This is a genomic window from Flavihumibacter profundi, from assembly GCF_020076305.1.
In the GTDB taxonomy this organism is placed as follows: Bacteria; Bacteroidota; Bacteroidia; order Chitinophagales; family Chitinophagaceae; genus Flavihumibacter; species Flavihumibacter profundi.
Window position 1 is genome coordinate 418,164 of the sequence record NZ_JAIQXE010000002.1, and the last position, 26,930, is coordinate 445,093.

30 protein-coding genes are annotated in these 26,930 nt (G+C 35.9%); 1 reads left to right on the forward strand and 29 read right to left on the reverse strand.

Going from position 1 to position 26,930, the window contains the following annotated elements:
- Positions 1–152: 152 nt before the first annotated feature.
- The 3 genes from LAQ65_RS11515 to LAQ65_RS11525 all read right to left on the reverse strand — a co-directional run bounded on the left by LAQ65_RS11515 (position 153) and on the right by LAQ65_RS11525 (position 2,294).
- The gene (locus tag LAQ65_RS11515) at positions 153–890 is read right to left on the reverse strand and encodes a hypothetical protein (protein WP_224117115.1); all 738 of its coding nucleotides are present in this window, start codon (positions 888–890) and stop codon (positions 153–155) included.
- A gap of 179 nt (positions 891–1,069) precedes the next feature.
- The gene (locus LAQ65_RS11520; RefSeq protein ID WP_224117116.1) at positions 1,070–1,585 is read right to left on the reverse strand and encodes a hypothetical protein; all 516 of its coding nucleotides are present in this window, start codon (positions 1,583–1,585) and stop codon (positions 1,070–1,072) included.
- 229 nt (positions 1,586–1,814) lie between these two features.
- Positions 1,815–2,294: a DUF7684 family protein gene (locus LAQ65_RS11525; protein ID WP_224117117.1), complete on the reverse strand. Its 480-nt coding sequence runs from the start codon at positions 2,292–2,294 to the stop codon at positions 1,815–1,817.
- 221 nt (positions 2,295–2,515) lie between these two features.
- On the opposite strand from LAQ65_RS11525, the gene LAQ65_RS11530 reads away from it, so the two are divergent.
- Positions 2,516–2,776: a hypothetical protein gene (locus LAQ65_RS11530; RefSeq protein WP_224117118.1), complete on the forward strand. Its 261-nt coding sequence runs from the start codon at positions 2,516–2,518 to the stop codon at positions 2,774–2,776.
- Between the two features lie 441 nt (positions 2,777–3,217).
- Here LAQ65_RS11530 and LAQ65_RS11535 read toward each other — a convergent pair whose 3' ends face one another.
- The 26 genes from LAQ65_RS11535 to LAQ65_RS11660 form a co-directional block, all read right to left on the reverse strand.
- Entirely contained in the window at positions 3,218–3,655 is a 438-nt protein-coding gene (locus LAQ65_RS11535; RefSeq protein ID WP_224117119.1) for a hypothetical protein, read from the reverse strand.
- A 291-nt stretch (positions 3,656–3,946) separates the two neighbouring features.
- On the reverse strand, positions 3,947–4,507 hold the full coding sequence (locus tag LAQ65_RS11540) for a hypothetical protein (RefSeq protein ID WP_224117120.1): 561 nt from the start codon (positions 4,505–4,507) through the stop codon (positions 3,947–3,949).
- A gap of 247 nt (positions 4,508–4,754) precedes the next feature.
- Complete coding sequence (locus LAQ65_RS11545) at positions 4,755–5,384, reverse strand: hypothetical protein (protein ID WP_224117121.1); 630 nt, start codon at positions 5,382–5,384, stop codon at positions 4,755–4,757.
- 81 nt (positions 5,385–5,465) lie between these two features.
- Positions 5,466–6,026, reverse strand: a complete 561-nt coding sequence (locus LAQ65_RS11550; RefSeq protein WP_224117122.1) for a hypothetical protein — start codon at positions 6,024–6,026, stop codon at positions 5,466–5,468.
- A gap of 226 nt (positions 6,027–6,252) precedes the next feature.
- Complete coding sequence (locus tag LAQ65_RS11555) at positions 6,253–6,978, reverse strand: SIMPL domain-containing protein (protein WP_224117123.1); 726 nt, start codon at positions 6,976–6,978, stop codon at positions 6,253–6,255.
- A gap of 288 nt (positions 6,979–7,266) precedes the next feature.
- Positions 7,267–7,719 carry a hypothetical protein gene (locus tag LAQ65_RS11560; protein WP_224117124.1) on the reverse strand — a complete coding sequence of 151 codons (453 nt, stop codon included), beginning with the start codon at positions 7,717–7,719 and terminating at the stop codon, positions 7,267–7,269.
- A gap of 251 nt (positions 7,720–7,970) precedes the next feature.
- Positions 7,971–8,432: a hypothetical protein gene (locus LAQ65_RS11565; protein ID WP_224117125.1), complete on the reverse strand. Its 462-nt coding sequence runs from the start codon at positions 8,430–8,432 to the stop codon at positions 7,971–7,973.
- 269 nt (positions 8,433–8,701) lie between these two features.
- Positions 8,702–9,241: a restriction endonuclease gene (locus LAQ65_RS11570; protein WP_224117126.1), complete on the reverse strand. Its 540-nt coding sequence runs from the start codon at positions 9,239–9,241 to the stop codon at positions 8,702–8,704.
- A gap of 12 nt (positions 9,242–9,253) precedes the next feature.
- Positions 9,254–9,778 (reverse strand): hypothetical protein, encoded by a 525-nt coding sequence (locus LAQ65_RS11575; protein WP_224117127.1) that lies wholly within the window; start codon positions 9,776–9,778, stop codon positions 9,254–9,256.
- A 209-nt stretch (positions 9,779–9,987) separates the two neighbouring features.
- On the reverse strand, positions 9,988–10,641 hold the full coding sequence (locus LAQ65_RS11580) for a tetratricopeptide repeat protein (protein ID WP_224117128.1): 654 nt from the start codon (positions 10,639–10,641) through the stop codon (positions 9,988–9,990).
- A gap of 279 nt (positions 10,642–10,920) precedes the next feature.
- Positions 10,921–11,580, reverse strand: coding sequence for a hypothetical protein (locus LAQ65_RS11585; protein ID WP_224117129.1), 660 nt, complete (start codon positions 11,578–11,580; stop codon positions 10,921–10,923).
- A gap of 172 nt (positions 11,581–11,752) precedes the next feature.
- Positions 11,753–12,106 carry a hypothetical protein gene (locus tag LAQ65_RS11590; RefSeq protein WP_224117130.1) on the reverse strand — a complete coding sequence of 118 codons (354 nt, stop codon included), beginning with the start codon at positions 12,104–12,106 and terminating at the stop codon, positions 11,753–11,755.
- A 352-nt stretch (positions 12,107–12,458) separates the two neighbouring features.
- Positions 12,459–12,923, reverse strand: a complete 465-nt coding sequence (locus LAQ65_RS11595; RefSeq protein ID WP_224117131.1) for a hypothetical protein — start codon at positions 12,921–12,923, stop codon at positions 12,459–12,461.
- A 326-nt stretch (positions 12,924–13,249) separates the two neighbouring features.
- Positions 13,250–13,525 carry a tyrosine-type recombinase/integrase gene (locus tag LAQ65_RS11600; protein WP_224117132.1) on the reverse strand — a complete coding sequence of 92 codons (276 nt, stop codon included), beginning with the start codon at positions 13,523–13,525 and terminating at the stop codon, positions 13,250–13,252.
- Between the two features lie 857 nt (positions 13,526–14,382).
- Positions 14,383–15,678 carry a hypothetical protein gene (locus LAQ65_RS11605; protein ID WP_224117133.1) on the reverse strand — a complete coding sequence of 432 codons (1,296 nt, stop codon included), beginning with the start codon at positions 15,676–15,678 and terminating at the stop codon, positions 14,383–14,385.
- Entirely contained in the window at positions 15,678–16,730 is a 1,053-nt protein-coding gene (locus LAQ65_RS11610) for a hypothetical protein (RefSeq protein ID WP_224117134.1), read from the reverse strand. Before LAQ65_RS11610 ends, LAQ65_RS11605 begins: the two co-directional genes overlap by 1 nt.
- Positions 16,731–16,807: 77 nt before the next feature.
- Positions 16,808–18,853, reverse strand: a complete 2,046-nt coding sequence (locus tag LAQ65_RS11615; protein WP_224117135.1) for an ATP-binding protein — start codon at positions 18,851–18,853, stop codon at positions 16,808–16,810.
- Between the two features lie 13 nt (positions 18,854–18,866).
- A complete protein-coding gene (locus tag LAQ65_RS11620) occupies positions 18,867–21,677 on the reverse strand; it encodes a class I SAM-dependent DNA methyltransferase (RefSeq protein ID WP_224117136.1) in 2,811 nt (936 codons plus the stop codon).
- Positions 21,678–21,893: 216 nt separating this feature from the next.
- A complete protein-coding gene (locus LAQ65_RS11625; protein WP_224117137.1) occupies positions 21,894–22,535 on the reverse strand; it encodes a hypothetical protein in 642 nt (213 codons plus the stop codon).
- A 12-nt stretch (positions 22,536–22,547) separates the two neighbouring features.
- Entirely contained in the window at positions 22,548–22,985 is a 438-nt protein-coding gene (locus tag LAQ65_RS11630) for a hypothetical protein (RefSeq protein ID WP_224117138.1), read from the reverse strand.
- 8 nt (positions 22,986–22,993) lie between these two features.
- The gene (locus LAQ65_RS11635; protein WP_224117139.1) at positions 22,994–23,602 is read right to left on the reverse strand and encodes a hypothetical protein; all 609 of its coding nucleotides are present in this window, start codon (positions 23,600–23,602) and stop codon (positions 22,994–22,996) included.
- Between the two features lie 9 nt (positions 23,603–23,611).
- Entirely contained in the window at positions 23,612–24,037 is a 426-nt protein-coding gene (locus LAQ65_RS11640) for a hypothetical protein (protein WP_224117140.1), read from the reverse strand.
- A gap of 209 nt (positions 24,038–24,246) precedes the next feature.
- Complete coding sequence (locus tag LAQ65_RS11645; RefSeq protein ID WP_224117141.1) at positions 24,247–24,726, reverse strand: JAB domain-containing protein; 480 nt, start codon at positions 24,724–24,726, stop codon at positions 24,247–24,249.
- A 72-nt stretch (positions 24,727–24,798) separates the two neighbouring features.
- Positions 24,799–25,044, reverse strand: coding sequence for a hypothetical protein (locus LAQ65_RS11650; RefSeq protein ID WP_224117142.1), 246 nt, complete (start codon positions 25,042–25,044; stop codon positions 24,799–24,801).
- 28 nt (positions 25,045–25,072) lie between these two features.
- Entirely contained in the window at positions 25,073–26,062 is a 990-nt protein-coding gene (locus LAQ65_RS11655) for a DUF3871 family protein (protein ID WP_224117143.1), read from the reverse strand.
- Positions 26,040–26,930 carry an AAA family ATPase gene (locus LAQ65_RS11660; protein ID WP_224117144.1) on the reverse strand — a complete coding sequence of 297 codons (891 nt, stop codon included), beginning with the start codon at positions 26,928–26,930 and terminating at the stop codon, positions 26,040–26,042. Before LAQ65_RS11660 ends, LAQ65_RS11655 begins: the two co-directional genes overlap by 23 nt.

Below are 26,930 nucleotides of genomic sequence, written 5' to 3' on the forward strand. Positions count from 1 at the left end.
TAATTTTATAATTTAAAGTTCATTGATTAGACTTAAGTTCAAAGATGCTTGTCCTGCTGAAACTAAAAACTGGCTTTGCTTTTAGTGAAAATAGTTTGTCCAGCCCCATTAGCATAAAACCCCCTGTAGGCTGTAGTCTTTCTATGTCGGCATTAATGATTTTGCATATTTACAAGTCCCGTCAACTTAAAAATCATAACTACAATAACAGATACTAAAACTAATAAAACCCACCAAACACTTCTTTTAGTTTTACTGTCCACGTTTTTGTTAGAGCGAATTTTTACAAAACTCGAAATCATCAAAGCGACTAGAGCACTTCCTGTCAACCCAACAATTATGTTGTTATTTACAGTATAAACACAAAGCATTAGTCCAACTGTTACCAGTCCTGTAAAACTTTGATATTTCTTTAGAAGGGAAACATTGTCTTTTATAACAATAGGTTGTATTTGCTGTAATGCTGTTTCAAGTTTAAAATAATCGTCAATTTGGGCAGGTATTCCAATTAAGTTAACTGTGCCTTTTCCTTTGATGATGAAGCTACCATTTTTGTGTTTGGCAATTTCTTTAACATCGTTGAAATAAATGGAAATTGTCGGTGTATTAAGTTGCTCTCTTGTTATAAGGTTATTGGTAATTGTCAATGTATAACTTTCAAATAAAAGTCTTTGTCTGTTAACTCCACGATAGAGGCCAAAGCCTAACGCCAAAACAGCCATTGGAATTACAATCGGGAGAACATTTACGTCATTCTCTTTTTGTTTTGAATTCATAGTGCTTATTGTAATTCCAACGGTTCCTGCAATTAAGAGGATAGGAATTGAGCGTAAAAGCATTTTCTTTCTAATTTCTTTAAATCCGTCTTGTCTGATTTTGAATACTTGCATGGTTTCGTTAAATTATAAGAGGGCTTTTAAGATTACAGCCAACGGTGGGCATTAGCGCTGTGCGGCCCCGCGCAACGTCCAGCCCGTATGATGTTAAAAGGTGTTTTTATCTTCGAACTTGCGGATTCGTCCCGCCCGCATATTAGCAATACGATTGTTGGGTGTAGTGCCTCCTTTGTTTAATCGTATTTGAACTCCCAATTTCCTAATGCAATTGATGTAATTATGTCCGGCCAGGTTTCAAATGCTGATAACTTCGCAGTAACAGGATATACATTTGTATCAACCCAGCGATTTTGTTTTAATAGAAAAATCTTTGATTTATAAATTAAGTCTACTGGAAAAGGGTTTACAATTTTCAGCATCGTCATTTCGTGAACTTTCTTTTTTGATGTCTGTGAAAAACTGATTACAATTGTCTTTTCAGGATTTTCAACTTTGTCCACTGCTGTTACAGTGGTAATAACACCGTCTTTCTGTTCAATTTCGACATAGATGGTCTCTCCAGGATAAAGTTGAATAGCTTTATTTGGTAAAACGTAAGGAGTAGCTTTAATGTCCTCCTCGTAAATTGTCTTTTTGTCAACAGCAACCGCCAATTTATAAGGCGTCCTTTTAAGTTGATTGGAATCTTGCCCAACTGCTAACAAAGTCCAGGTAAAGGTTAGTGCTGTAACAATTAATTTTAGTTTCATAGTTTGAGGTTCTTGTGTATTACGACCAACGTTGACGCATTGGTGTAGGCAGGGTAATTCATATTCACTCGCCCGGCTTCAATACTGACTTAATAAACTATTGTTCATTGGTATTTCTAAAGCACAATGAATTTCTTGACTCCCCTAATTGATGCCCATCTGTAATTAACAGCTGATTGCCGATCCGTCCCACCCTAATTATGCCAATACGGGTGTTGTGCGCTACCAGTCAATCAGGGGGAAGCCAGCCAAAGTTAAATTTTTCTATTAATTCGATGATTCTATTTGAATAGTCATGCTGTGTGAGATTTGCAACTAAGACTCTTTTAATAATTATAGTTGGATGTGCAGCCACAAATGTTGCAAACCAAAATCCCTCATCAAAATCCGAATGAAAAGTTGTCATTGCCGTATCCTCAAATGCATCGCTATTATTTGGCCATTCACCAATATCTATCATCCGATTAACAATAGCGCTATCGAATTCCGTGTCAATCTCAGACGCCAACTCACCTGCACCACAGACATAAAGAACATTACTGTCAAGGCATATTTCAGCAAATTTGTTTAGAATAGGCATTTGTTCCTTGTCAGCTATTGCAAATAGCACCCAATTATTCAGCACAATTGAAGTCAAATTGGACATATCATCATTTATGTCCAAATATTCTATTGCCCTATTATTAATATGTCCAAGTTTGAGAGTCATGTAGGTAGCGTACAACGACCATGCATTGGCGTAGGCACGGCATTTATTCTATGCTGCCTGACCTTAAAGCTGATCCTTTATAAATAGCTGATTGAAAAATTCATATTTTCAGTAGAAGCACTGCCGCCGAAATTATTGCTGATTAGTGAATATATCGCTCAAGCGTATTGCGTCCGCCGTGCTTATACCAATGCAATTGTTGGGCGCTGTTAACCAATTAAATGTATCGCTCAAGTAAAGAAAGCAACACTTTCTTATTAAGTCTATCTAAAGCAATAATTCCTAATATACACATAAAGCAGATTCCGGAATATACTATTACATTACCTGTCCGGGTAAATGAAATTAATAATAGAACTATAAATACTAATAACATGAGCCAAAAAGCCGGATTTGTTGTAACCTTAACTGATATTTTTGTTTGTCCAGATATTGAAAAATATGTGACTACAATTTTTGCGCCCATACCGTTGCCAAAATAAGGTCTCCAATTACCATGCTTTGCATAAAAGATATATTCATCATTCTGTTTTGAATAAAACCCGTAAATGCTATACTTGATTGAATTATACTTTGCATTTATTATTTCCAATAGTAATTGTCTGGTTTGATTAATGTCCAGTTTTGTATTATACTGTTTACTTATCGAAAAGAAAGGTATCAACTTGAGTCTATTTTAATTATAAGAGCTTCGGCAATCAGGGATTCTTAATAGCGCCCAACGAGCAGGGCTTTGTGCAGGTGTGGTATTAGTATTCCGTCCGCCCACAGCCGCTGCTGATTGAAATATGAAGTTGAAGTTACGGCCCAAAGTTCAAAGTTGTTTGTCCTGCCAGAACCACTGCCTGGCTTTGCACTTGGCTGATGTTTGTTTGTCAAGCCACCCTTGCACAAAACCCAATGTTGGTTGCCGTAGATTTCTGTCAACCGAAAGCTGATTGATATTTTTGATGGACAACCTTAAAAGCTAAAATTAAAGAAGCAATAAAAAAGGGAAGTCCAGTAAAAAAACCAATTTGAGATAACTCGTCATTAAAAATGTTATGTGTCAAATAATAAAAGCTTGTCCATAAAAATAGAAGTCCAATGATTTGTATCCATAAGAGTTGTTTATTATTTTTTGTCAGAATTGATATGATAAGAAGTATATGTCCGACTAAAGCAAAAAGTGCTACAACCGAAAGTGATTTGTCATACGATGCTGTGATAGAAAATGAAAAGTCTTCTGTCCCAATATTGAACTTGTGAAATAAGCCAACAATTTCTAAAAGTCCAACGCAAGCAATTCCGTGTCCAGCTCCAATAATTATAAGGAAGCTAAGTACAATTGTCCAAATGGTTAGTCGTTTAAAATTTGTCATTCAATGTCGGATATTATTTGATTGTGGAATTGTAAAACATAAATGTCTTTTCGAATTGAGGTCTGTCACTCTATGGCAATCAACGGCGACAGCTTGGCGCTGGTGGGGAATTTGAATTCCATACGATTGCAACTGCTGCTGATTAATGATTATTAGTTGATATTAATTTACCGAAGATCAATTAAATGAATATGTTGAAACCAATGCTTGTATATATTCAATCACTGAATATTTATCCATCCGCTCCAATAGCGCCAAACTTCTCTGTTTTACGCCGTATAGGGCAAATAGTTACTTAACTCGTTTTAAACAGTATCGAATGTCCTGACGTAGGATAAACTCCGCAACTTTCTTAGAAACGGGAAATAGGTCACCGTCGCTATTGAATTGATACCAATAGCATGACTCATACAAAAAGAAAGTATTCAATGGATACTTAGTTATTGTTGAATATTCAACCTTTCCGTCCAGGCTCTTGGTGACCTGATTAATATTTTTGTTAGAATACCGATAAAAAGCTCTTCGATCGCTCTCTCTAATTGGGATACCATGTCCACTTTCATATATAAACCCAAACTTCTTCTCCCGATCATATGAAACTGTAATAACAAATTTACCCTCAGATCCATTGTCTATAAGTTCTCCAATATTAATAAAAGCGTATGAATAGCCAGCTTTTATAACTTCATCAATAATTATTGGTACTGCATCACTTTCTCTAAGCCAGTCAGTACTTCCTCTATCTTCTAGAAATTTGTAATAGTTACTAGAATCAATTTTTTGACTTGTCTCTTTCTGGCCAAAGCAAATATGATTAATCAATAAAAATAGTAGTATAACTTTTGTTCTCATATTAGGGTGATTATTATTGGGGTTTATATGGCGTACAACGTTCGCAGCTTTGCGTAGTGGCGGTAGTAGCATTCCGTCCGCCGAACCAGCCGCTGATTATTGATTCAAATGCTCATTGTGATTATGTCCAGTTGCTAGTAACAATTCACGCTGAGGCTGATGTTGAACAGTGTTACCTCCGACCATTGGCATTGACGTCCGCCGCCATTATGCTAAACTGGCTTGTTGGCTGTAGGTTTTCTTCCTGTCAATAAGGGCTCTTCATTGTCTTTGCGTCTGCTGGCAAATCAAAAATTGTCTTATCAAGTTTCATTTCCTTTACTTCTGTTGCTACGCTCTCCAAAGTAAATTGTCCATTGTCCACGATCGATTTTAGCGATAGTGAATTTGACTTTGAAAGAAAGTCATACCAATTTCCAAACTTGTGATTGACAAATAATTTTGTGTCTACCGCAAGCTTTGTGTTGAAGTAGTATTTTTGTGTCCCACTTTTACAAGTTAAAACAAGTTCGTCACACTTAAAGCCCAAAACTTCTGTAACGTCTTTATTAACTTCTGCTTTTAGAATTTCGTCTGGATTTGTTGCACCGTCGTTCCAAAGCAAAGTTTCAGAGTTTGCCAATTTAGTATAAAGCTTGTTGTCTTTATTTACATATAGTTGCCACTGAAATAATGAACCATTTGCAACTGATTTATAGTCGCCATTTTTTATAAAATAATCTTGTGTCGAACCCATCATTGTAGTGAATTGTTCGTCTGTCACATTTGGCATTTTACTTTTGTAAGAGTTTTTGTAAACTATTTTTCCTTCAAAATTTTGTCCAAAAGAATTAAATGCTAAAAGTGTCGCAAGTAAAAATGTAATAGCTTTTGCCATATTGTTGTTTTATGATTATTGGGGTCTGTCTAAACTTACAACCAATGCCTCTGATGTGCGTTGCTTTAGTCCAGTTAAAGCTTAAAACTCAACTTTGTCCCGATCACAATACTTAGTGGCAAGCTTATAATAATTCCGATCGTCAGTAAAGTCTTTATTTACAGCTATTGATTGCATTATAGCTCCTGCCGAGTTTAAATAATTCTTTGTTATTGGTTGGTGATCGCTATAACTTATTGAATATATTTTGTCACTTTTATTACATTTTAAGCATACTACTTGGCCAGCTGTATTCTTTTTCGTCCGGGCTGGTAAATAAAATGTAACATCAGGTGTGTCACTAACAAATGATGTTACAGATGCTATCATTATAGTATCTACTCCAATACCAACACAATAAAAGTCAAATGAAACCTCCGTCCTTGGTGTGAATGACATTTCAAATTTCCCACTCTTCAAGATTTTTGTCTTTGCCAACACTTTTTTGTCTCCTTTTACAACTAAATAAAGTTTCTCCAGGTGAATAGCAGTGTCTATATGATTGCTTTTCAAATGTCCTGTTATATATATTGGATTTGTCCAAGGTTTGAGACTTGAAATTGTTATAAATATTAGGAACACTATTGTCAGGTTGGGTCTCATAAAGTAACGCACAACGTTCTAGTATTGCTGCAGTTGGGGGAATTGACCAACTGTCTGCCCGGAATTGAAGCTAAATTAATAAACAAAGGTTGATGTTAACCTACAAATGCCCAACAGAATTCAGTCCGCCGAAACCAAACTTTGGATATGCACTGATGCTAATTGTTCTTCCGTCCAGCCCCAATTGCAGCAATACTTTTGTTGTGCGTTTGCTTTTCTCTATCTTTTATTTTGATATTTCGTAAACAATTGTAATCTTTTCTTCCAACTCGACATCTTCAACTTCAAATTTGTCAAACGGAGTGTTATAGCTAATTTGTGTGTCTCCAACAATTTTTGGCGGTGTAAATTTAACTTGATGGATATCTTGCGGCGGTCCTAAAATTCCGTCTTTATATTTCAACACTTGCTTGACTCTAATGAATTTTATGTCCAACGCTTTAGCAATATTTACAGCGTTAGTTTTTGCATCTACGATTGCTTCTTGCACAAGTTTTAGTCTTGTAATTTTTTCAAGACTGTCCGAAACTTTAGTGTCAAATGAAATATCCAAATCTTTAAGTCCTGCCTCTTGGATTTCTTTGTATAAAGCATCAATAAGTTTTGTTTCAAGCCCGAATTCAAGTTTTAAAACATTAGAAGCTGTATATCTTTTTTTCTCATCGTCATTTTGTGAGCTTGAAATGTCGTAGTCGGAAATTTTTATTATCTTGTTAGTAAAGCCAATTTTGTAAAGACTTTTTACTAATTCATCAATTTCGAGGTTAAGCAATTTGATTGCATTTTTCTCAACAGTATCCCTTTTTTCAACTGTCAATGTGAAAATAGCTAAGTCTGGTCTAACTTTTATTTTAGAACCTCCTTCTGCAATTATTTCATAGTCATTTTTGGTTTGCGAAAAAACAGTTGAAAATATAAATGTCAAGCTTAAAAGCATTGTCATTTTTAGCATTGTCCTTGAGTTTAATATTGTCATAGTAAGTTTTGTAAGGGAGATGCAAATTTTAGGGTGTTCCATAAAGTGACGCACAACGGCGGCAGGTTGGCGCTGGTGGGGAATTATTATTCTCCCTGTCCGGAACTACCGCTGATTAATGATTTGTTGTTGAAATTAATTACAAATGATCCATTTAATTGATCAGCAGAAACTGATGCCTGGTTATATTCAATTGAACCCTATTCCTTTCTATCGCCCCGCTAGCGCGAAACTGCTCTGTTGGGCGCAGGTCAGGAAATTTAATTACTCTAATCTTACCCGATCGTTTCTGTCAATGTTTGTCCGCCTGTCAAATACAAAGTCCAGGTATTTTGTTTGTCCTGAGTCTGCAACAATGTCCGCCGATGCCCTTCCAAACTCTAGCCCGTTCTTATCAAATGCCTTTGCAGTCAGCTTACCATTAAAACCTTTATCAAATATCAAATAGGCGGAAACTATATTGTCGGTTGTACTATCAGTGCCGACAACTTTTACTCGTCCAATTTTTATTCCTTTTCGCTCCACTTCTGGAGAAACTTCAATTAAACTGGAAAACGACTCTTCTACACCAGACTTAACACCATCTACAACTTCAGATCCAACTTTACCAACAATTTCGCCTCCCTTATGCAAAGTATCCTTCGCCTTATCCTTTGCCCAATCGCAAGAAATTAAAGTAAAACAGAAAAATATGCGTATGATTAAAATTGATTTCATAATAGTTTTGCTCGCTTTTTATGGGTTTGACTTGCGCCCAACGGTCAGGTATTGCTTTGCAGGTGGGGAAATAGAATTCCGTCTGCCCATAACCGATGCCGATTGAAATTATTTTGATGAAGTTAAGTACTAAAGTTGGGCGTTTCTTGTCAAGCCCGAACTGAAGTTTGGAATTGCAAAACTGCCGATTGTTGTTCCGTCCGCCCCACTTGCAGCAATACCCCTGTTGGCTGCTGGGCTTGTCGAGTTGTTTATGCGCACTCGTAACTTAAAAGTTCTTCGAATTTATTATCAGCGTATTTATAAACAATAACCCAACTAAAATAGTCTTGTTCATACTTTGAAGTACCGTCTTCTAAATACTCTGCCTCGCCGCCGCTATACTGAAATGCAATTATTATTTCTGTTCCACTAATTAAGTCAATACCTTTTTTAGAGCTTAAATCTTCTTCTTCGTTTATTTCCATAACGCCATTGTAACCATTCTTGAACTGGTCGAATATTATCGTCTGATTATTCGATTTGTCAACGCCCCAAATAGTCCCTCCATATTCGTCATATTCCTTAATCCAAGTCTGAATCAAACTTGTGAAACTGGTATTGAATTTAAAAGCTGTTGTATATTTGCCATATTGCTTATGAATTTCCAAAAGTGTTGCTTCACTTACTTCTGTTACAAGTCCTGTCAAATATGAAGGTGCGGGGAAAATCATAATGATAATATTTATAGTGTCCACTATTGTTCTTTCGAATTGAGATGTTCTTTTAGCCTTGCAGCCAACGATCATGCATTGGTGTAGGCAGGGCATTTATTCGCTGCTGCCTAGCACCAAAGCTGATCCTTTATAAATAGTTGATTGTATAGTTCTTATTTTAAGTAGCACCACTATCGCAGAAACTACTGCTGATCAGTGAAAATATCGATGAATCGTATTGCGTCCGCCGTGCTTATACCAATGCAATTGTTAGCTGCTTTACTTCTTCATTTTTGTAAGAACTCAAGCAATCCATCAGTCCAACCTGGTGACAAGTTATATTGGGTATAACCGTTTTCTGTTACATTATAAATGTATTCACCAACATATTTAGGAAGGTCGACTGGATAATTAACATTTGACTTGTCAAGTGATTTTGTCTCATAAGTATACTTACCTTCAATAATCCTTATTAATGCGATTCCATGTTGCTCAGCATATTCAATAGAACCAGATTGAAATTTTGCGGTTGAAAAAATAATTCCTTTCTGTGCTCCCAACGATTGCAACTTATCTCTCAAGATTTGTACAACTTCTCTCTTTATTGGTGAATTGTGTTTCTTGCATTCTATTAGAACTTTAATATTACTGCCTAAAGCTTCAAAATTTGCCTTTATATCTATTTGATATGCCCCGTCGTGTGAGGTTTCAATTGAATTATGAACTATTTCGAATTTGTCCAATTTTGAACCAACATCTTTTAGGAATTCAAAAACCGTTAGCTCAAATTCTTCGGGTGTTAAGTTTAAATAATCGGGCGGCGTCATAGTATCATTTTTTTATGTGGCAATGTTTTCAAGTATGGTCCTAGCCTTTTGAGCCGCCGTCCTATAGTAATCTGCGTCACTTTCAATTTCACTAAAGTGCTTTCCAACTATATCTCTGCGATTTGTTGCGTCATATAAGTCGCTTTCGTAGATGATTATTTTCAAACGTTCTTTTTCAATTTCAGTCAAGTTAGAAGTGTCAACTTGTAGTAACCGTTTAATTAGCCTGTCTCGGAAATCTTCTTTCTTATACTTTTCTCTTTCCGAAAGTTCAAGTGATGCTCCGATAATGTCGTTTGTGTCAGTCGAAGTTATTGCAATGTTTATGAGTTCTTCAATTGTCGGTTCAGGAAGTCGTTTGAGTACTGGAATACCACCGCCATGATATTCGGAGTCATACCTCGTCAAATGCCATTCTTCATATGAATTTTTGTCAATATAGTAATTTGTCCAACCGTCGGTAGAAGTACCTGTTTGAGTGAGGGTCTTAAGTTTGGTTTCAACTTCGTCTTGATTACAAATGAAGAATTGATGCATGTCGCAATAGTATTGCAGCTAACGGCATGGGCTTGGCGAAGTGGGGGAGTGTTCCTCTGTCCGCCTGGCAAACCGAAGCCCAATTTAAAAATTAATGTTGATGATCTGCATTTAGCTATATTAATAATGTCCAGCCCGATATCAAGCACAACTGAAATACTACTGCTTAAACACAGCTTCCGTCCGCCTCCATTTTGCCAAACCCGATGTTAGCGGCTGCCTTGCTTGTTTTTGCAATGTTTGTATAATGAGTCTTTTGCTTCAGGAATCACATCTGCAATTTCTGCCCAGTCTTTGCAAGCATTAATTTCGTCTTTCATTTGAAAATTTGCAATTCCTCTGTAGTAATAATCATAAGCTGAATATTCAGATATGTCTGTCAGCATATTGTAGTCGTCCCAAGCTTTTTTGAATTCCTTAAGGACAACAAATATTTTGGCTCTCCCAAGTCTAGCTGGTGTGTGTTTGTCAAAAATTGAAAGGGCTTTTGAGTAGTCGTTAAGTGCTAATTCAAACTTGTTGAGATTGTATAAGTAATTAGCTCTGTCAACGTAAAAGTATCTTTCGTCTGGATTTAATTTGATAGCCTCATTCATATCGTTCACAGCTCCCATGTCGTTACATAAGTTGCTTTTGCAATTAGCTCTGTCACGATATGGGAAGCCAAGATTATAAGCAGAATCGAGATGAATAGCAATAGTCAAAATCTCTAAAGCTTTTTCATAATTTCTTTCTGCTATGTAAACAGTCCCCAAGGTCCAATATGCACCTACATTTTTGGGATTGGCTTTAATAGCTCTTTCTAAACACTCTTTTGATCTGCATGTGTCAAACTCATTTATAACAGCAGGATGATACCTCATAGCTTTTCTATTCTTACAAGAAGAGATGAGTATGCAGGTCAATATGACTATTAGGAAGTGTCGCATTAAGGTTGCCGCTAACGACCATGCATTGGCGAAGGCACGGCATTTTTTCTATGCTGCCTAGTACCAAAGCTGATCATAGTTAAGTTGATGATTGATTAATTCAAATTTTCAGCAGCACCAATGTCGCCGAAACAACCGCTGATCAGTAAAATAATAGCCGATGCGTATTGCGTCCGCCGTGCTTTAGCTAATGCAATTGTTGTGTGCAGCATATTATCCGTTTACAATTTGTTCAAGTGTTTGGAGTTGTTTGTCTGTTGTGTTGACCAGTCCAGCCGTTTTATGTCTACCGAATTGCGGCTCTGTAATTTTAGAAATTTCAATTGCCGCCTTCGCATATTCTTTTGCTTCATCTTTTTTGCTCATCTGATTACACAATCTTGCTAAAAGAATAGCATAATAAAACTTGTCACTGTTAAATGTGAGTCCATTTATTGGATAGTTTTTACAAAGCCTATATGCTTCTTCAAATTTGCCTGAGTTATTGCTAGACAATATGGTATCAGCGAGTTTCAATTCTGCCATTCCACTTGTCCCACTTCTTGATTGTCTGAGTTTGTAATGATTGGTTACTACACGAAAATGTGTTTCGGCTTTTTCAAAGTCTTTATTTTCAAAATAATAGTCACCAAGTTGTTCATGCCCAAACACAGTACTGAAATCTTCTGTCGAAAAATCATTTATGAGTCGTTCCATTAAATGAAGCCCGATGGATTGTATGTTTTTGTCCCGACTGCCGAGAAGACAACTTGCTTGAATTCTTAAATATTGGGCTTTATTATAAGCTCCCCTTGAACGTTTGAGCCGAGTTTCAAAGTCTGTCTCGATCTCCCTTGTCCATGTTGTATTTCTATACCAGTCGTCAGTACTCATTTAATAATTGTCGATTAAAGTTGCACACAACGGGCAGGTATTTCTGATGTGCGGCCCCGCACGATCGTCCAACCCGTATGAAGTTAAAAGGCGTTTTGATCTTAGAACTTGCGGATCTGTCCCGCCCGCATATTAGAAATACCATTGTTGGCTGCAGCCGTTCAAAAACAATTCACTTTCTCCATTCCTTTATCTCCACTTTTTGCACCGTCAAGTTAGTATTAAATGATACAGTCATTGTTTTAATGTAAACTGGATCTATGTCAGTCCCATATTTTTTATCAATATCATATTGAATCACACTCCCATTTTCTTGAACATACTGTGGCTGTCCAAGCAACCTAATGACTTGACTATAGCTCATAGTTTTAAGATTATAATTGTCCGTCAAATCACTTAACATTGAATTTCTATTTGGAAAAGTCATTAAATCACCAACCTCATTCCATTTAGCTTTATCAAACTCCTGAATGGACTGGCAAGCAACGCTAAATGAAATAAAGAATAACGCAACGTAAAACTTCATAAATATTTATCTGTTATGAAAATATTATTTGTTTACTTAATAGTACTTTTTAGCCTATCATTTCCAGACGAATTACCCAAAAACGTTGGTCTATCAATCGGAAGCCTGCATTATATTTCGGCTGATACTTCCACGGAGTCCAAACGTTTGCAGCCAATGGCCGGGCATTGGCGTAGGCAGGATATTTTATATTCTACTGCCTGTTCCTTTGCCGATTTTTAATTAATTGTTCATTGTTAATTCTACTGTTCAATTTAACCACCTCCGCCCGTACCTCTGTTCATTATGATATTCAGCTGATAATGCCTTTCTTCCGCCCTGCTTATGCCAATGCCTTTGTTGTGCGTTCATACTATTCTCCGAACAGCCTGTACCAACCGTCTTTTAGTTTCCAATTATATTTTGGCTTGGTGGCAACTCTCTCGTCAAATGCTGCAATGTCTTCTTTGTCGTCCGTGAATACAAAGGTAGTTGAAGGAGCACTGAAGAAATTTCTATAAACCCAAAATGTCACGGTTACAGAATTTGTCTCCTTATTTCGAGAAATGCCAATGTCGTTGCCACCATTTGAAATAATTGGAAATTCATATGGTAGTTCACAAACCCAATTATTCCAGCTAACGTTGGGATTTAATTGTCCGCTTTTAACCTGCTGAACTATTGCCACCCTTTTATGATAAAATAAGTTCCAGTCTATTTTCTCAATCATTTCATGAACAATCCAAGGCTTGAATGTCAAATAGAACAATATGAGAAAAGTAGCAAGAGAAAGCCATCTGCGTCTTGTCGGTCTTTTGCGCTCCTTGATAAGTTTCAAAAGTTGGACAATTGTCATTATGAGTAAGGTCGCCGAAACAACTAACCACAAAAGTGTAACAACAAAATAGGGAAGCAAGTAATATTCAACAATTGTCAAGATGACCCACCCTATGACTATATACAGCAATCCTCGTCCTGTCACTAATATAAATTTAAGCTGTTCCGATTGTTAGTTTAAGGTGTCAAGAAGTATGACGCACAACGCTTATATTGACGATATAAGACGAATATATTTTTTAATTGAAGATTGATTTTCAACCTTTCCCTTATATACTTTTCAGATTTTCGTTAGGGCAATCTGATTTTGAAGGCCAAAATATTGACTCACCATTCCACACCGCCACCCTTCATCAGATCATCAAACGGACTAACAATATTCACTAACTTCTTTTTACTTACATGCAGGTACCGCTCCGTGGGCTTGATATTGAAATGCCCCAGGATGTCTTTGATATACCGGATCTCTACCCCTTTGTCAAGCAAATGAGTGGCAAAACTATGCCGCAAACTATGAACCCCCACATCCTTTGGAAAATAAATGCCTACACACCGTCGACCCCTATGGTTCATACCGGTTAAGCCTACCAACCTCGCTCCCATATCACCATCCTCTTTTCTTTAAATGGTCTATCCTTTCCCGTTCTGTTCCCCCAAGTCAATTCTCCTCCGCATAGCTTCGCCTCCTGGGTCACATTGGCCAAGCCCGACGCTAACCGCCGCTATACGTCCGGTTATGCCGTTTGCTCACCACCGTTAGTTGACAAATATAATGGCTAATGGCTCTTGTTCAAACCGTGAAAACACTAATCATCACTAACTTTTCTGTGAATCATTAATGCCCGGCATATCATTACACTATTCTTTAGTTCTTCCGCCATAGTTAAAGTATGCTCCAATAACTTCGCGTTTGCCCAAATCACCCTGTCCCGTTATAACCGTCCACTCGTTTGCCAGGGGAAATTTTTTTTGCTCAGTGGTAATTGTATATTCGACAAATTCGATAAAAAATGCCCTCCTGGTAGCCAGTGCTTATTGCTTTCGGTTATGGCAGGTTGGCAGCTAAAGGCCTGGCCGTTTTTCTGGCAAATTGCGGGAGTTTTATGAGTGTATTTAAGGACCACTTAAGGACCAGTTAAGGACCACATGAAGACCATTCGAAAATTCCGCAAAATACACTCCCTCCACCCGCAAATAACAGTAAATCCACTTTTTGAAAAAATGAAAAAATGCCAAAATGTCAAAAGCAAATGATAAAGTGTTTTCCGACTTTCCCGGCAAATTGACTCCCTGGTGCAAATAAAAAAGCACCTAGCCGTGTTACCGTACTAAGTGCTTGATTTTGTGCTCCCCCTGCTGGACTTGAACCAGCGACCCTCTGATTAACAGTCAAAATGAATTACATATATTAAAAAAATTATGGTAACCTTTTTGGTAACCTTGTATTTATTTAAGCAAATCTAATTAGTTAAGGTATCAAACATTGCCCTTCCTGCTTTTTTGGCACCATTTGCGTTATTTGTCAGAAGTGAGTTGTAAAATAGTTGATTATTTTTTGGGAGACCTGTAAAACTAATTAAGCTATTGTTGATAAGAAATTGGTGAAATCTTACGATTTGGTTGGGATTAGTCTTTAATAGAATTACTTCATCAGTTTGGATTATTTTTCTAAAATAGTAGCTCCATCTATCCTCGGTTATTTTTGAAAGTTCTTTCTCCGCAACTACAGCTGCTGTGTGTGAAACCCCATAAATATTTCCTAAATAAACAGCTAAATAAGCCTGCATGCAATGTGCCAAAGCTGGTGCTGGTATACTAGTCCCTAAATTCTTTAATTTTTCTACTACAGCAGGCTCATTATAAAAATTATTGAATGAATTGTGGACTTCAATAATTTGTTTTGCAGTATTAATGAAAGTAACTGATCTCAAATTTTCAGGAACATAGTCAAATCCTGAAACTTTCAGTAAAGCTGATTTCAATCCAGTAGCAGCAATTGTATTTCCAGCGGCAGTAACATCTCGATAGGTGCTGCCAATATTCCACTTATCATTCTCGCTAATTTTGGGCCATATTGGAGAGATTAAAGTATTCAAATTCGCTAATGAATGTTCAAGTTTTGCCCCAACTTCTGATTTAATGGAAGTTAATAATATCGTTAATACAGTCCTTAAATAGAATAATGGTGATTCTACAAGTTGTTCAACTTGTGGATCATCTATCTTTAATGCTTCAGAGAACAATCTGTTTCTAAACTTAGAGAATTCAATAGCAATTGAAATATCGTGTTCCCCTAGCACATATTGAACACTAGTTCTTACGATATTGAAGGCAGTACCAAAATCTAATTCGTCTTCTGCATTTTTTGAAAAATAATGCCCTATCATTTCATTGCAATGCCGCAATTTTATCGATGCGGTAGGTCCAATAACCCCTAATTGTTCAGCCAACTGAATTGCAGAGTAATCTGAGATTTCACTTTCTATTGAAGTGGTTTCATCAAAATCAGGGCGCCCAATTAGTTCACCAACAAACTTCATACCTAAGGTTGCAATTGTCTCTTTTAATCTTACCATAGCTTTTTTCCAAGCATATTCGGCTGCCATGTCATATGCTTCGATATTAAATGCAGCAATTATTTGATGTTTTTGCTTTGGAGTTAATCCATTTGCATAGGGAATAACTCCATTTGCATCCCTTATTGATGTTGGTAAATCAATACCATTTGGGCCTTGCCATAATTTTACTTCTTTCATTATATTTTCCAAAATTTGATATTACCATCTTGTGATTTACAGAAACCAGCAATAAATTTTCGGCAATTTTCCATTGATTTAAATGCTTTGCTTCGCGCTCCTCCACTTATTGAATCACCATCGTTTATAAATTCACCAATTAAAATATGGTAAGCAATAAGTTTTCCTGTTGTAGTAAATATCGTTATTCCATCATGATTAAGCATGGATTTTGCAACAGAGGCATAAGATTTTAAGTTGATTGATGTTTCATTCGTTTTGTTATCTTCTGCCTCCTTAATTAAGAATTCAAAATCAATTGGCTCAATCAAATAAATCCCGCCTTCCGAGGTTATTAATTCCTTTAACTCTTGAATACTATGTGATTGATAATCAACTACACCTATTAAATTTCCATGACCATCTTTTAGAGCCTCATCAATTACTTTTTCAAAAAATGCCTGTAAATTGACTTGAATCTTTGGGTCGCAATGTTGAGTAATTTGCGACACAACTGATTTTACTTCATTTTGTGAAACATCTGGTGCTTCATCTAGTGTCAAATAAATTATCATTCGTTTTTTAAGACCAACTAATTCTACTGTTTTTTGCCCTATATTTTTGATATATGCGATTTTTCCTTCTTTATAGGTATCTCCTAGACCTAGCTCACCTACTGTTTGCTTATATAGGCTTGGACTTGTTTCACTCATTTCTGCACTTGTAATTCCATACTTCATATTATCTCCGCTCACTTCTATAAATATTACCCAACTATCTTTAGCTAAAGGGGCGCAAAGTTTTAAAGCATTCCTGAACTCATCTTTGCTTAATTTTGTTACTTTAATTGTCAACTCTCGATTTGGTATAGATTCGAAATATTTCAAATTGTCGGTAATAATGATTTCAGGAAAAAGAGTACGACCCTCTTCTTGGTAATCTGAAATGGAATTGATTATTTCTAAAATTCCATATTTCAGATGTTCCGAGGTTGCAAATTGCTCCTCGTAAAGAAAATCACCAATTGAAGATAGAATATTACTTCTTAAAGAGGCTTTCGTTAGTTCCTGCATACTTTGAAAATGGAGACATTTTTATTTATGATAGTCTTAAATGTAGTGAAAAAACTGCAAGACATATATAGTTATTTCTATATCCCAAGTCTTTCAAAAAGAATTCTATTTCGCTTTTTGGCATCAAATAAAACTTTTTCAAAAGGCAAGACTTCTATGTAGGCGTTATAATATGCCGTTTTGAATTTATAATATCCTAGGCCGTCTGGAGTTTTTAAAAATTCTCTCTTTTTCAAAATATTTTCTAAGGATGGTGTTATATCACATACTATGTAAACATAGAATGGGGTATTTACAGTTACTGTTATAGTTCTGCCTGTTCTGCTTTTTACTTTACCATTTAGTAATTCATCAATATATTTTTCAACCTGATCCAATGGGTTTTTTTTGGGATCATTATCTTGGTAATCGGTGCGTTGCGGTTTTTTAAATTCGACAATAGTGAAAGATTGATGTGGATGAAGCTGTTCCTCTGAAAAAGCTAATGCGTCATTGTAAATAAGTAAATCTACTCTGTCCTGATTTTGTGATTGCAATTGTTTTATTTGATCAAATCTTTTATCGGAGGCCAAAAATGAGTGATATGTTAATCTTTCATCTAATAGCCAAAGATTTTGCTTATCAGGCGGTATTTCATCTGTACTACTTCTAATTGGAAAAAATATACTATGAATTATATCTTCATCGGAAAATTTATTTTCATTATTAAGCTGTAATAAGTTTTCTAGCAACTCAATGACTGATTTTCGATGAACGACATATCTAGCTAAATCCGATTTGCCTAACTCGTTAAATTCTGTTAAAAATCTTTTATATCGTTCTTTGTATCCTTCAAGATTTTGAATATCCTTCGACTCCTCCAATAACTCACTGCGGGTTTCCTTTATCTCAATTTTCCAATCCGCTTCAATTTTGTACAAAGCTATATCTAACTTGTCTACCGTTAAATTAGGCGGCAACCTTCTTATTTCCTCTGGTTTATGATGCCAGACTGCTCGATATTGGGGCATTTCGTCATGAACGGTTGGCATATATTTAGTTACTTTCTTTTCCCTGACATCATTTAAGTAGTCTTCTAGTAGAACTTCAATACAATTAATTGCTTTCTTTCGAATTTGGGACAATGTAATTACATCGTCTTCTTCATCTTCTTCATCTTCCCCATTTGGAAAATCAAAACCAATTCGTTCTTGGTTAACAGTTTCATCAAATAATTGGCTGACAATATATATTTGGTAATAAATATTTTGTGTTTCAATAGTAACTGGATATTTCCCCAAGTCAACAATTCTATTTACTAAAGCGTCTTCCTTTACGGCACGGTTGTGTGCGCAGTAATATATTTTATGGCTTTGAGCTTTAGAGGATCTTGTTAGATATAGTTCAAAGCTATATTCGTTTATTTCGAAAGTTGTTGATTTTATTTCTTCTTTAAAATAAGTATTGAAATGTGTTTGGCAGTTTACTTCTATATTATTTTGATTTATTACACGGATGTTGGGTGCAGCGTTTCGTATAAAGTATAACTGAAAGTGTGTTATTATTTCTCTGGCTATCGATTCCAATTGCCTAGGAACATGCTTTTGATATTCATCGCGATATTCATATAGTGTAATTTTTGTTCCAATTTTTCTAAACTCTGGTGCATCGTATTGATCAAAATTGTGATAGCCTTCTTTTGTTGATTTAAACTCAAACTTTCTAACCATTTTTGTGTTTCCGTTATTAAAGCAACTATCTACGATCATCATGCTGAATGCTTTAATGCAAATGAATCTTCCAACACCCTTGCCTCCAATTTCAAATTTGTGATCTGTATCAGATTCTACAAAAGAGTTTAGATTTTCATCATCCATTCCTATTCCATTATCTATTATTTCAAATGAGATAATGGGATAACTGTCAATTTGCTCCATTGTTGATAGCGTGTCTTCATTTCCGCGCCGAAGAAGATTTATGGTTATTTCGCCTTCATTTTGTAAATAGTTCTTTTTTTTTGCATCTTCAATTGCATGTATAGAATTACTAATGACCTCAAATAAGGGCATTAGTGCCTTGGTCTTGGGTAGACTGGTATTTCTTACCTTATTTTTGATGTTACTTTTTGGATGAAGATCTTTCATGGTTCAATTATTGTTAGATATCTTTTCGGCTTTTTATTTCATTTTTTGCATATAGTCCGGAAGTATATTTATCATAAAGCTCAAATAGGTATTCTATCCTCTTTGTTTCATTGGGGAATGGCTGGGTCCTATATGCCAGATCAATGGCCTTATCAAGCTGCTGATGGGCTTTAATTAAATCTGGTGGCATAGTGTTAGGGTCATAAAGGTCAGCTAAGCTACTTTGGGGATATATGGCTCTAGCATCCAATACCCCCTGAGCTGCTTTCTCTATTGCATCTTTTTGCTTTTCAGAAGGGCTTTCTGGCCAAGGAAAATTATTGTAGACAATTCCATTTGAATATTGCACATCACTTTTTAACCTTCCAGTAACTGATTTAAGCCAAACATTATGCATAATAGAATTAAGTATGCCAAAATGATATAAAGTTGCATTAGGCAGCATGTAATTCTTATTGCTGCTAATTACATTTGCATTTATATATCCGATAGGCAGGTATTTTCTTCGCTCAGACGATACTTCAGGAATCACCAAATAGTCACTTCCGGTGTGCCTAATTTCATCAAATAAAGTTGGTGTACTTGCTTTTTTAATTGTAGCTGCTTTGGGGCTTAATAATCTATACTCTTTAACTTTTTGAACCCTATCATACACCATAGGAAGGCTCTTTAACTCAGCCGGAGAAATATCCTTTAACCACAAACACCATCTTTCTGTGCTATTGATAAACTCAGTAGATCCAATAAATCTTTTAAACCAGATTGCAGCACCCGGCTCTTTTATAAGGAATTCTGCTTTCTCATCACTATTGAAAAGAAAGTTCCCATTATCAGTTGGCTGGTTCCCTTTAACTAATTCTGGCACATTGCAAATTGGCTGCTTTCTTCTCACTACAAATTCATCTTTGCCCTCTACAAGATAAGGATTGATATTTTTTACCTTGAATTCATGAGGTTCGCTGATCAAATTGGCATACTCAAATATTTTCTTCTCAAGGATATTGAAGTTTGAGAATCCAACTATTACCACATGCACCGCTGCATTACCCTTTGCCTCATTTCCCCATCTAAATGTTTTATGTGCAAAATGAATTTTAATACCAAATTTATTGAATAGGGTGCCCCATAGCATTGCAACCTGCTCGCCTTGAGTAATTGAATTTGTACTTACAAAAGCTGTGACAGTTTTAAGGTCCTTAGTAAAATCATTAGTTAATTTCATGTACTGCGCTGCCCTTATGTACCATGCAGATACATAATCCAATGCACCAGAAGGAGAGATACCGTTAAAAACCAATTCCATGTCTTTCTTTTGCTCTGCATTCTGATATTGCTTTCCTAAAAATGGAGGGTTACCTAAAATATAATTGAATTTATTATCACCCATTTCCCAAGGCATGGGATCTATCAAGCTCTGCCAATCAGTTCTAAGGGCATTCCCGTGCTTAATGCTGGCAGATTTCCTTAAAGGAAGCCTTACATAGTACTCGCCAAATGTATTGGAAACAAGCTGGTTCATTTGGTGATCCATCAACCACATACTAACGGTAGCAATTTGAGCAGGAAACTCTTCATACTCAATCCCATAAAACTGATCCACGTCACATTTGATCAGATACCCAACATCCATTCTTGCACTCTTAAGCACTTCATTACGGTAACCCTCCAACTTTAATAATTGTTTTATAATATCTATCTCCAATAGCCTTAATTCCCGGTATGCAATTATCAAGAAGTTACCGCATCCACATGCCGGATCAAGAAATTTAAGCTTACTTATTTTATCATGGAATTTCTGGAGCTTAGCTTTGTTACCCTTTACCTGATCATATTCCTGCCATAGATCATCAAGGAAAAGTGGCTTAATCAACTTAAGGATGTTTTTCTCACTGGTATAATGAGCACCAAGCGACCTTCTTGTCTTCTCATCCATTACACTTTGGAATAATGAGCCAAATATCGCTGGAGATATTCGCCCCCAGTCGAGAAGACAACACTCAATTAATGCTTTCCTCATTTCACTATCAAATCCGGCAAGTGGTAATCTTTCCTCAAATAACTTACCATTTACATAAGGGAAGGCACCCAAGCTCTCATCCAGATTTTTTAGCCTATTGGCCTCAGGGGTATTTAGGACGTTAAAGAGAGCATCAATGTGCATGGCTAGGTCAGAGCCATCCTGATTGGTTTTGAGGTCGATATAGTCGTGAAAAATGCCCCTCTCGAATATGCTAGTATCATCAGCGAATAGGCAGAACAGCAATCTTACCAGATACAGCTCCAATTGATGCCCAGTGTAACCAATTGCCTTCAGCTTATCATGGAGTTTACCCATCAGCTCAGCAGCCTCAATATTTACTGGATCTTGATCTTTATAGGTTCTTTTTTGATACCCGGCTATAAAACCAAACAGGTGAACATGATCTACCAGAGTATCCAGTTTAAATTCCTGCTTAGTATTTTCCTCCAGATCATACAACCTGAACCTTTCAAAATCACTAACAAGGATGTATCGGGGTAACTCCTTTTCAGTTAGTCCGGGAAAATAGTCCTTTGCTTGCTTATAGGCTCTGTCCAGATCCTTCCCCCTGCTCTTATGTTCAACCAGTATCATTCCTTTCCACAATAGGTCTATAAAGCCTGTTTTGGCATCAATCTTCTTAACCTGCTGCTCAAAGGTTGCTACTCGCCTCCTGCTAATTCCATAAATGTTGAAGAAACCATCCCAGAAACTCTTAGCTTCGGCATCCTCGCTTACTTCATCTTTCCATTCGTTGCTAAATGTTGATGCTCGACTTTTTATTTCATTCCAGCTAAGAGGCATTTAGATAAAGGTTTAGGAATGAAAATACTGAAAATTCTAACCTTCCTGTACTCTTGCAAATAAAATTCTCTCATAATGGGACACATATTCAGGAATATTTGTATTGCCCTCTACATTGTTGGACAAATTGATTACTTCAGGCATTATGACGATTTGTAATTAAGTGAATAAAAAATGAGGCTTTAAAGAAATGCTTGAATGATATTTTCGGGGGAGTTAATAGCCTCCCTTTTCATTTAATAGTTCATATTGTTTGATATGTAATTCATATCTCTTATTTTCACTAACCATCATACTGTTAAGCTCATAAACAAGTTTATCGGTATCTTCTTCTAAATACTTATAATCTTTTTTAGGCTTATTTTTTCTATCTCGATTCTTGACTATTAGCAATGCTTCCTTTAATTCAAGCTTAAACTCTTGTTCAACAATATTCATTATATAGCCATAATAATCTGCTAGTAGCACATGGTCAAAAGCATTTCTTGGAACATCATAATCATGAACATCAGGAAAAACAAAATCCCCTCGACTATTCCTCCAAGGGTGGGCAATAACTTGATTTCGAAAAGTTCGCAATTGGCTCCATTTATTTATTCTTCTAAATAATGGTTTACTACAATTTTTAACACTTGAAACTCTTGCTCTATAAAAAGGTTCAGCCCTTTGGAAAAAATATTCCTCAAATTCCTGTCGAAATACTTGACTTTCTAAGATTATATGTTGAAGTAATATTTCATAGAATAAAGTTTTTGTATCAACATTACGCTCATCAGCTTCTATCAATAATCCATTTATTGCTTGTATGGACTTGTTACATTTGAAAAATATAATCAAAGACTCATGTATTTTTTTCATAGTATTAAATTCTTACTTGTTGAAAAATAGTGTGTACAGTAACGAAATAAATGAAATAATAATGGCTCCAACTGATAATCTAAAACTCCAAACTTGTCTCTGAGCATTCTTTAAATCCAACTTTCTTTTTAAATAATCATCCTCCTCCTTTTCTAAATCCTTAAGCTGTCTAATATTATCACGTTTCAATTTTTCAACCATCCCTCCAAGCTTTACTATCTCCTTTCCTTTAGTTGTAATTTCAAGAAATTGAACTCTATCACCTGTTACGTTTAAAAATCCTTGGTCTTCTAATTCCTCTACGCCTGCTTCATAATAATTTAGTGCTACTCCCTTTGGGTTTCTATGAGTATATAGAACATTAATTGTTTGTTGCAAAGGCTGCCTGCCATCTTTAAGATGAAGCAATATCTCATCCATTGCAATCACTAAATCTTTATCAAATTTCATAAAATAAATTATTTAAATTCAATATCTCCAAATTCTTCATCATCTATTCCATATTCATACTCCTTAATAAATGCTTCCATTACTTTCATCCGTACTTGTAAATGAACTAGCATAATTGAATCAACATTTTCCAATAAAACTGGATGAGTAACAATCAATCTTTCATTAAGTGTACTAACCCAATCACCTTCAATACTTATATATGTCTTTAATTCATATCTATTTCCATTATCAGAACTTCGCCAATTTGAACTAATCCTAATCTTACCAGCATTGGTATTTACATATTCAATACATTTATCAAAACCAAAACGCACATATAATTCAGTATAATTCTTAGCCATTTGAAAATTAAGTTTCCAAAACCTTTTCAGTTCCTCTTTTTCAAATTCTATCCTAGTTATTTTTTCCAAATCTTGCTTTCTGAATCTATTACTTAATCTAAATCCAATTCCTGCACCTATTACGCCAAATAAAAATAGTTGTTCAATTCTTATTTGAAATTCGCCGACACTTCCTAATAGATACCAAAATATAAAATTGATTAGATAGCCGACAAAACATCCGGAAAAAAAACCTATTAAACAACCTGTTATCCAATAATGTGTTTTCCTCATAAACTAAAACTATTCTGAAAGTTTTAAATAGAGTAAAATAAGTGATATTACTAGCGCGGTAATAGAAAATGCAAATGTCCACCAGTAAGTTTTATAAATTCGCTTAGAATTCTTTACATCATACCTCAACTTTTCAAGCTCCAGCTCCTGTTTTACTTTTACATTATTTTTTCTTTCTTCATCTCTTTTCAATAATTCATTATACCCTCCCATTTGCAAAACTTCTCTACCTTCCTTTGTCAACGTCAAATTTTTATATCCGCTTTTTGTTTCTTCAAATAAAAAACCATCTGCTTTCAATCTTATGAGAGATGGAGTAAATCTATCATCTTCCATAATTGAATAACCCCCTACAAAAGGGATACTTCCATTACCTTTTTCAATGAACTTCAAAATTTCATCAGCATAAATTAGAGGTTCTTTATAATCTCCCATTATCAAAGGTTTAGGTAATAAAAAAAGTTTCATTTCTGAGCCCTTGCAAAATAGGGCTATTTCACCCCTGTAAAAACCGTTCTTTAACCCTTGTTGATAACTTTTTCTAACACCCTAATCATTTCTTCCTTTTTATTGTTTCGGCCACCATAAGCTATTCTGGAATTTTTCTTGCATTCCTGTATTTAGGCAATCTAATTTTATAATATTTAGCTAAGAATGCAGGTTTCTTCAAAGAATGAATAATAACCACCAGATGTAATTATTAAGTGGTCTAACACTTTGATATCCAATAATAAGCCCGCATCTTTTATTTTCTTTGTGAGAATTTCATCTGCGTTACTTGGGACTAGTTTTCCACTTGGATGGTTGTGAGCTAAAATTATACTGCTTGTATTTGCTTTCAATGCTGCAACAAATATTAGTCGGATATCAGCTACCGTTCCAGAAATACCCCCAGAAGATAAATTGAAAATGGCAATTACCCGATTTGCCCGATTAAGATATATTACTTTAAATTCTTCGAGCAATTCGATCTTTTCCATATTCCAATTACGTAGGATGAGATCGTAACAATCCCTTGAAGATTTAATTTCAGGTCGTTCAGAAGCTGAGATATTAGCTTTATAAACTAATTCTACTTCGCCCACAATGTATTCTGGTATTAATTGTTTCTCTTTCTTTTTCATTTGGATTCTGTTTTTAATAATAATGGTCAGCAATACTTAGAAGTATTACTGACCTGTAAGTGTTGTTGTCTGTTAAAAGGATAGCTTAATTTCGAAGAGAGTATGTGGGAAGGGTCTACCAACCACCCAATAAAGTAATTCATCAGTTGGCGTTGCAGCTACCTCCTCGACCCAAACCCACATACCTTTTTTAAAATCAGTCGTATCTGTTGTGCATTTAACCCTAAAGGGGCAGTAGAGTTTTCTAAGTATCCCGGCATTATTTATTACCAGTATACTATTTGCATCACAATATTTTGGGATAAGTATGTATTGCATAATGAATTGGTGTATTGGCCATTGGGATTTAGTTTAAGAACCAATTAGTTTCTTTCCTTTCCAATGCTACTCCTAAATCATGTGCAAATTGAAATGCATTACTAGAGCGATCAAGGAATGTATCTATATAGCTGGATTTATTACTACCTGTAAGGAGGTTATATAATTTCCACAGGTTGATGTTCCCATTTTCTGCTTTGCAGAAGGAATTATCCCGGTAATAATCTTTTACAACCGAACCAAGTTGAGTATCACTTAATAGTAGTGGGGTGATTTCATTTCTCTGGTTTTGTGGTAAATTATTGTACATCCGGCATCTACCTATAAGGATGGCAAACTGTTGTTCGGTCAATTCATAATTTGCCAGTTTCTGCAATGCCGAAATATGTTTATGTGCATTGTAGTTCTCAACCAAGGAACGAATACTTGCTTTAAGTTGTGAAGCATTTTTTACCTTTAGATCACTGATATAACCATCACTCCATACACATAGGTTGGTGCAAACCTTGTTCTGGAAGCCTACAAAAATTTTGAAATGCTCATCAGCACCTTTGCGATGGTATAAGTTGTCTAGGTTATATGCTTTTACACCTCCAATGGTTAGAGATAGTGTATTGCCAGCTATTGTGTCTTGAATTGAAGCGATTTCTATTGCAAATGCCATTCGTTCAAAGTAAAGTGTCTTTTCATGCTCTAAGAGCTGATTTGCGGGCTTCTGTTTCGCCTCGGGTATTCGTCCTTTAACTGGATGCGATAGCCTTACAGAGGGCTTTAAAATGATTTCCCCGGCGAACAAATCAGCAACAATGGACTGAGTACATTCAATGAAATCCGAATGTGAAATTACTGGCTCATTATCCTTTATAAAAACCGGGATAACATGGCTAGCCTTTATTTCCGATAAGGAACTTCGAACTGTATTGGCAATAATGAATGGACTACTGCTGGATTCTTGGTCTGAGCTTTCCCGATCATCTATTAAAGCAAGTTCTTCTCTATTGAATATTTCCGTTTCCATTTGCTGTTACATTTAGGTTGAGTAAATCATGAGTTTTTACGGAATTCGGCTTTACTACCGATTTTCGTAGGGTGAAATGTTCGTGATATGGCTTGTGCTTATCCGGATTTAGCATGTATAAAGCCAGTAGATCTGTCCAGTTATGGCATGCATTGATCCGCTTGATGAATCCTTCATCTAATTCATCCTGAATCCCTTGGTTGCACCAGTTGGCAATAAGTTTCCCGGTTTCTACTGAAATGGTAAACTCTGGTTTGTCCATAAATAACCCGGTTCTGTCCTTTGTTGCTGTTGCATGGTGCTTTATATCTACATCTAGTACGATGGTCATTTCATAGTCCATTCCTTCGCGGGTTACGCCTTTAAGTCCAACCTTTTCAGGCACTTGCTTTCCATTACGCTCATTTAGAACATATTCCTGCTTGCTGCGTATTGTGCCGATTATGTGCGCCGGGCTTTGTAGTATGGATTGAACAAAGGCGTTATGCCTTGGGGTTATTTTGGCCCAGTTGGTAAAAGAATTGCCAGCCATGTTCCCATGGATATCTAAGATTCCACCTGATCCTTCCCATTCATGGCTAATGCTATCAATGATAATCACCTCAATTCCAGCATTTTCGCATAGGTGAATCGCATCCATATATTTTTCCGGTGTAAAAGGGGCAGCTATATTCACGACAGAATATCCACCTAAATTGGCGTAAAGCGAGGCTGAATGATTTTCAGTATCTATTACTGCTATCTTTCCCCAATCTCCGCATAAGCCAAAGGCGAGCAATAATGCCCCCATTGTTTTCCCGCTTCCTGAGCATCCCTGCAAACCAAGCTTCATTTTAGCTTGTTTGCGTTGCGCAATTTTTAATTCCAT

Excerpts from the sequence above, each read along its gene's own strand:
- LAQ65_RS11515 (WP_224117115.1), bottom strand. The coding sequence starts at position 890 with ATGCAAGTATTCAAAATCAGACAAGACGGATTTAAAGAAATTAGAAAG.
- LAQ65_RS11520 (WP_224117116.1), bottom strand. The coding sequence starts at position 1,585 with ATGAAACTAAAATTAATTGTTACAGCACTAACCTTTACCTGGACTTTG.
- LAQ65_RS11525 (WP_224117117.1), bottom strand. The coding sequence starts at position 2,294 with ATGACTCTCAAACTTGGACATATTAATAATAGGGCAATAGAATATTTG.
- LAQ65_RS11530 (WP_224117118.1), top strand. The coding sequence starts at position 2,516 with ATGTATCGCTCAAGTAAAGAAAGCAACACTTTCTTATTAAGTCTATCT.
- LAQ65_RS11535 (WP_224117119.1), bottom strand. The coding sequence starts at position 3,655 with ATGACAAATTTTAAACGACTAACCATTTGGACAATTGTACTTAGCTTC.
- LAQ65_RS11540 (WP_224117120.1), bottom strand. The coding sequence starts at position 4,507 with ATGAGAACAAAAGTTATACTACTATTTTTATTGATTAATCATATTTGC.
- LAQ65_RS11545 (WP_224117121.1), bottom strand. The coding sequence starts at position 5,384 with ATGGCAAAAGCTATTACATTTTTACTTGCGACACTTTTAGCATTTAAT.
- LAQ65_RS11550 (WP_224117122.1), bottom strand. The coding sequence starts at position 6,026 with ATGAGACCCAACCTGACAATAGTGTTCCTAATATTTATAACAATTTCA.
- LAQ65_RS11555 (WP_224117123.1), bottom strand. The coding sequence starts at position 6,978 with ATGCTAAAAATGACAATGCTTTTAAGCTTGACATTTATATTTTCAACT.
- LAQ65_RS11560 (WP_224117124.1), bottom strand. The coding sequence starts at position 7,719 with ATGAAATCAATTTTAATCATACGCATATTTTTCTGTTTTACTTTAATT.
- LAQ65_RS11565 (WP_224117125.1), bottom strand. The coding sequence starts at position 8,432 with ATGATTTTCCCCGCACCTTCATATTTGACAGGACTTGTAACAGAAGTA.
- LAQ65_RS11570 (WP_224117126.1), bottom strand. The coding sequence starts at position 9,241 with ATGACGCCGCCCGATTATTTAAACTTAACACCCGAAGAATTTGAGCTA.
- LAQ65_RS11575 (WP_224117127.1), bottom strand. The coding sequence starts at position 9,778 with ATGCATCAATTCTTCATTTGTAATCAAGACGAAGTTGAAACCAAACTT.
- LAQ65_RS11580 (WP_224117128.1), bottom strand. The coding sequence starts at position 10,641 with ATGAGGTATCATCCTGCTGTTATAAATGAGTTTGACACATGCAGATCA.
- LAQ65_RS11585 (WP_224117129.1), bottom strand. The coding sequence starts at position 11,580 with ATGAGTACTGACGACTGGTATAGAAATACAACATGGACAAGGGAGATC.
- LAQ65_RS11590 (WP_224117130.1), bottom strand. The coding sequence starts at position 12,106 with ATGAAGTTTTACGTTGCGTTATTCTTTATTTCATTTAGCGTTGCTTGC.
- LAQ65_RS11600 (WP_224117132.1), bottom strand. The coding sequence starts at position 13,525 with ATGGGAGCGAGGTTGGTAGGCTTAACCGGTATGAACCATAGGGGTCGA.
- LAQ65_RS11605 (WP_224117133.1), bottom strand. The coding sequence starts at position 15,678 with ATGAAAGAAGTAAAATTATGGCAAGGCCCAAATGGTATTGATTTACCA.
- LAQ65_RS11610 (WP_224117134.1), bottom strand. The coding sequence starts at position 16,730 with ATGCAGGAACTAACGAAAGCCTCTTTAAGAAGTAATATTCTATCTTCA.
- LAQ65_RS11615 (WP_224117135.1), bottom strand. The coding sequence starts at position 18,853 with ATGAAAGATCTTCATCCAAAAAGTAACATCAAAAATAAGGTAAGAAAT.
- LAQ65_RS11620 (WP_224117136.1), bottom strand. The coding sequence starts at position 21,677 with ATGCCTCTTAGCTGGAATGAAATAAAAAGTCGAGCATCAACATTTAGC.
- LAQ65_RS11625 (WP_224117137.1), bottom strand. The coding sequence starts at position 22,535 with ATGAAAAAAATACATGAGTCTTTGATTATATTTTTCAAATGTAACAAG.
- LAQ65_RS11630 (WP_224117138.1), bottom strand. The coding sequence starts at position 22,985 with ATGAAATTTGATAAAGATTTAGTGATTGCAATGGATGAGATATTGCTT.
- LAQ65_RS11635 (WP_224117139.1), bottom strand. The coding sequence starts at position 23,602 with ATGAGGAAAACACATTATTGGATAACAGGTTGTTTAATAGGTTTTTTT.
- LAQ65_RS11640 (WP_224117140.1), bottom strand. The coding sequence starts at position 24,037 with ATGGGAGATTATAAAGAACCTCTAATTTATGCTGATGAAATTTTGAAG.
- LAQ65_RS11645 (WP_224117141.1), bottom strand. The coding sequence starts at position 24,726 with ATGAAAAAGAAAGAGAAACAATTAATACCAGAATACATTGTGGGCGAA.
- LAQ65_RS11650 (WP_224117142.1), bottom strand. The coding sequence starts at position 25,044 with ATGCAATACATACTTATCCCAAAATATTGTGATGCAAATAGTATACTG.
- LAQ65_RS11655 (WP_224117143.1), bottom strand. The coding sequence starts at position 26,062 with ATGGAAACGGAAATATTCAATAGAGAAGAACTTGCTTTAATAGATGAT.
- LAQ65_RS11660 (WP_224117144.1), bottom strand. The coding sequence starts at position 26,930 with ATGGAATTAAAAATTGCGCAACGCAAACAAGCTAAAATGAAGCTTGGT.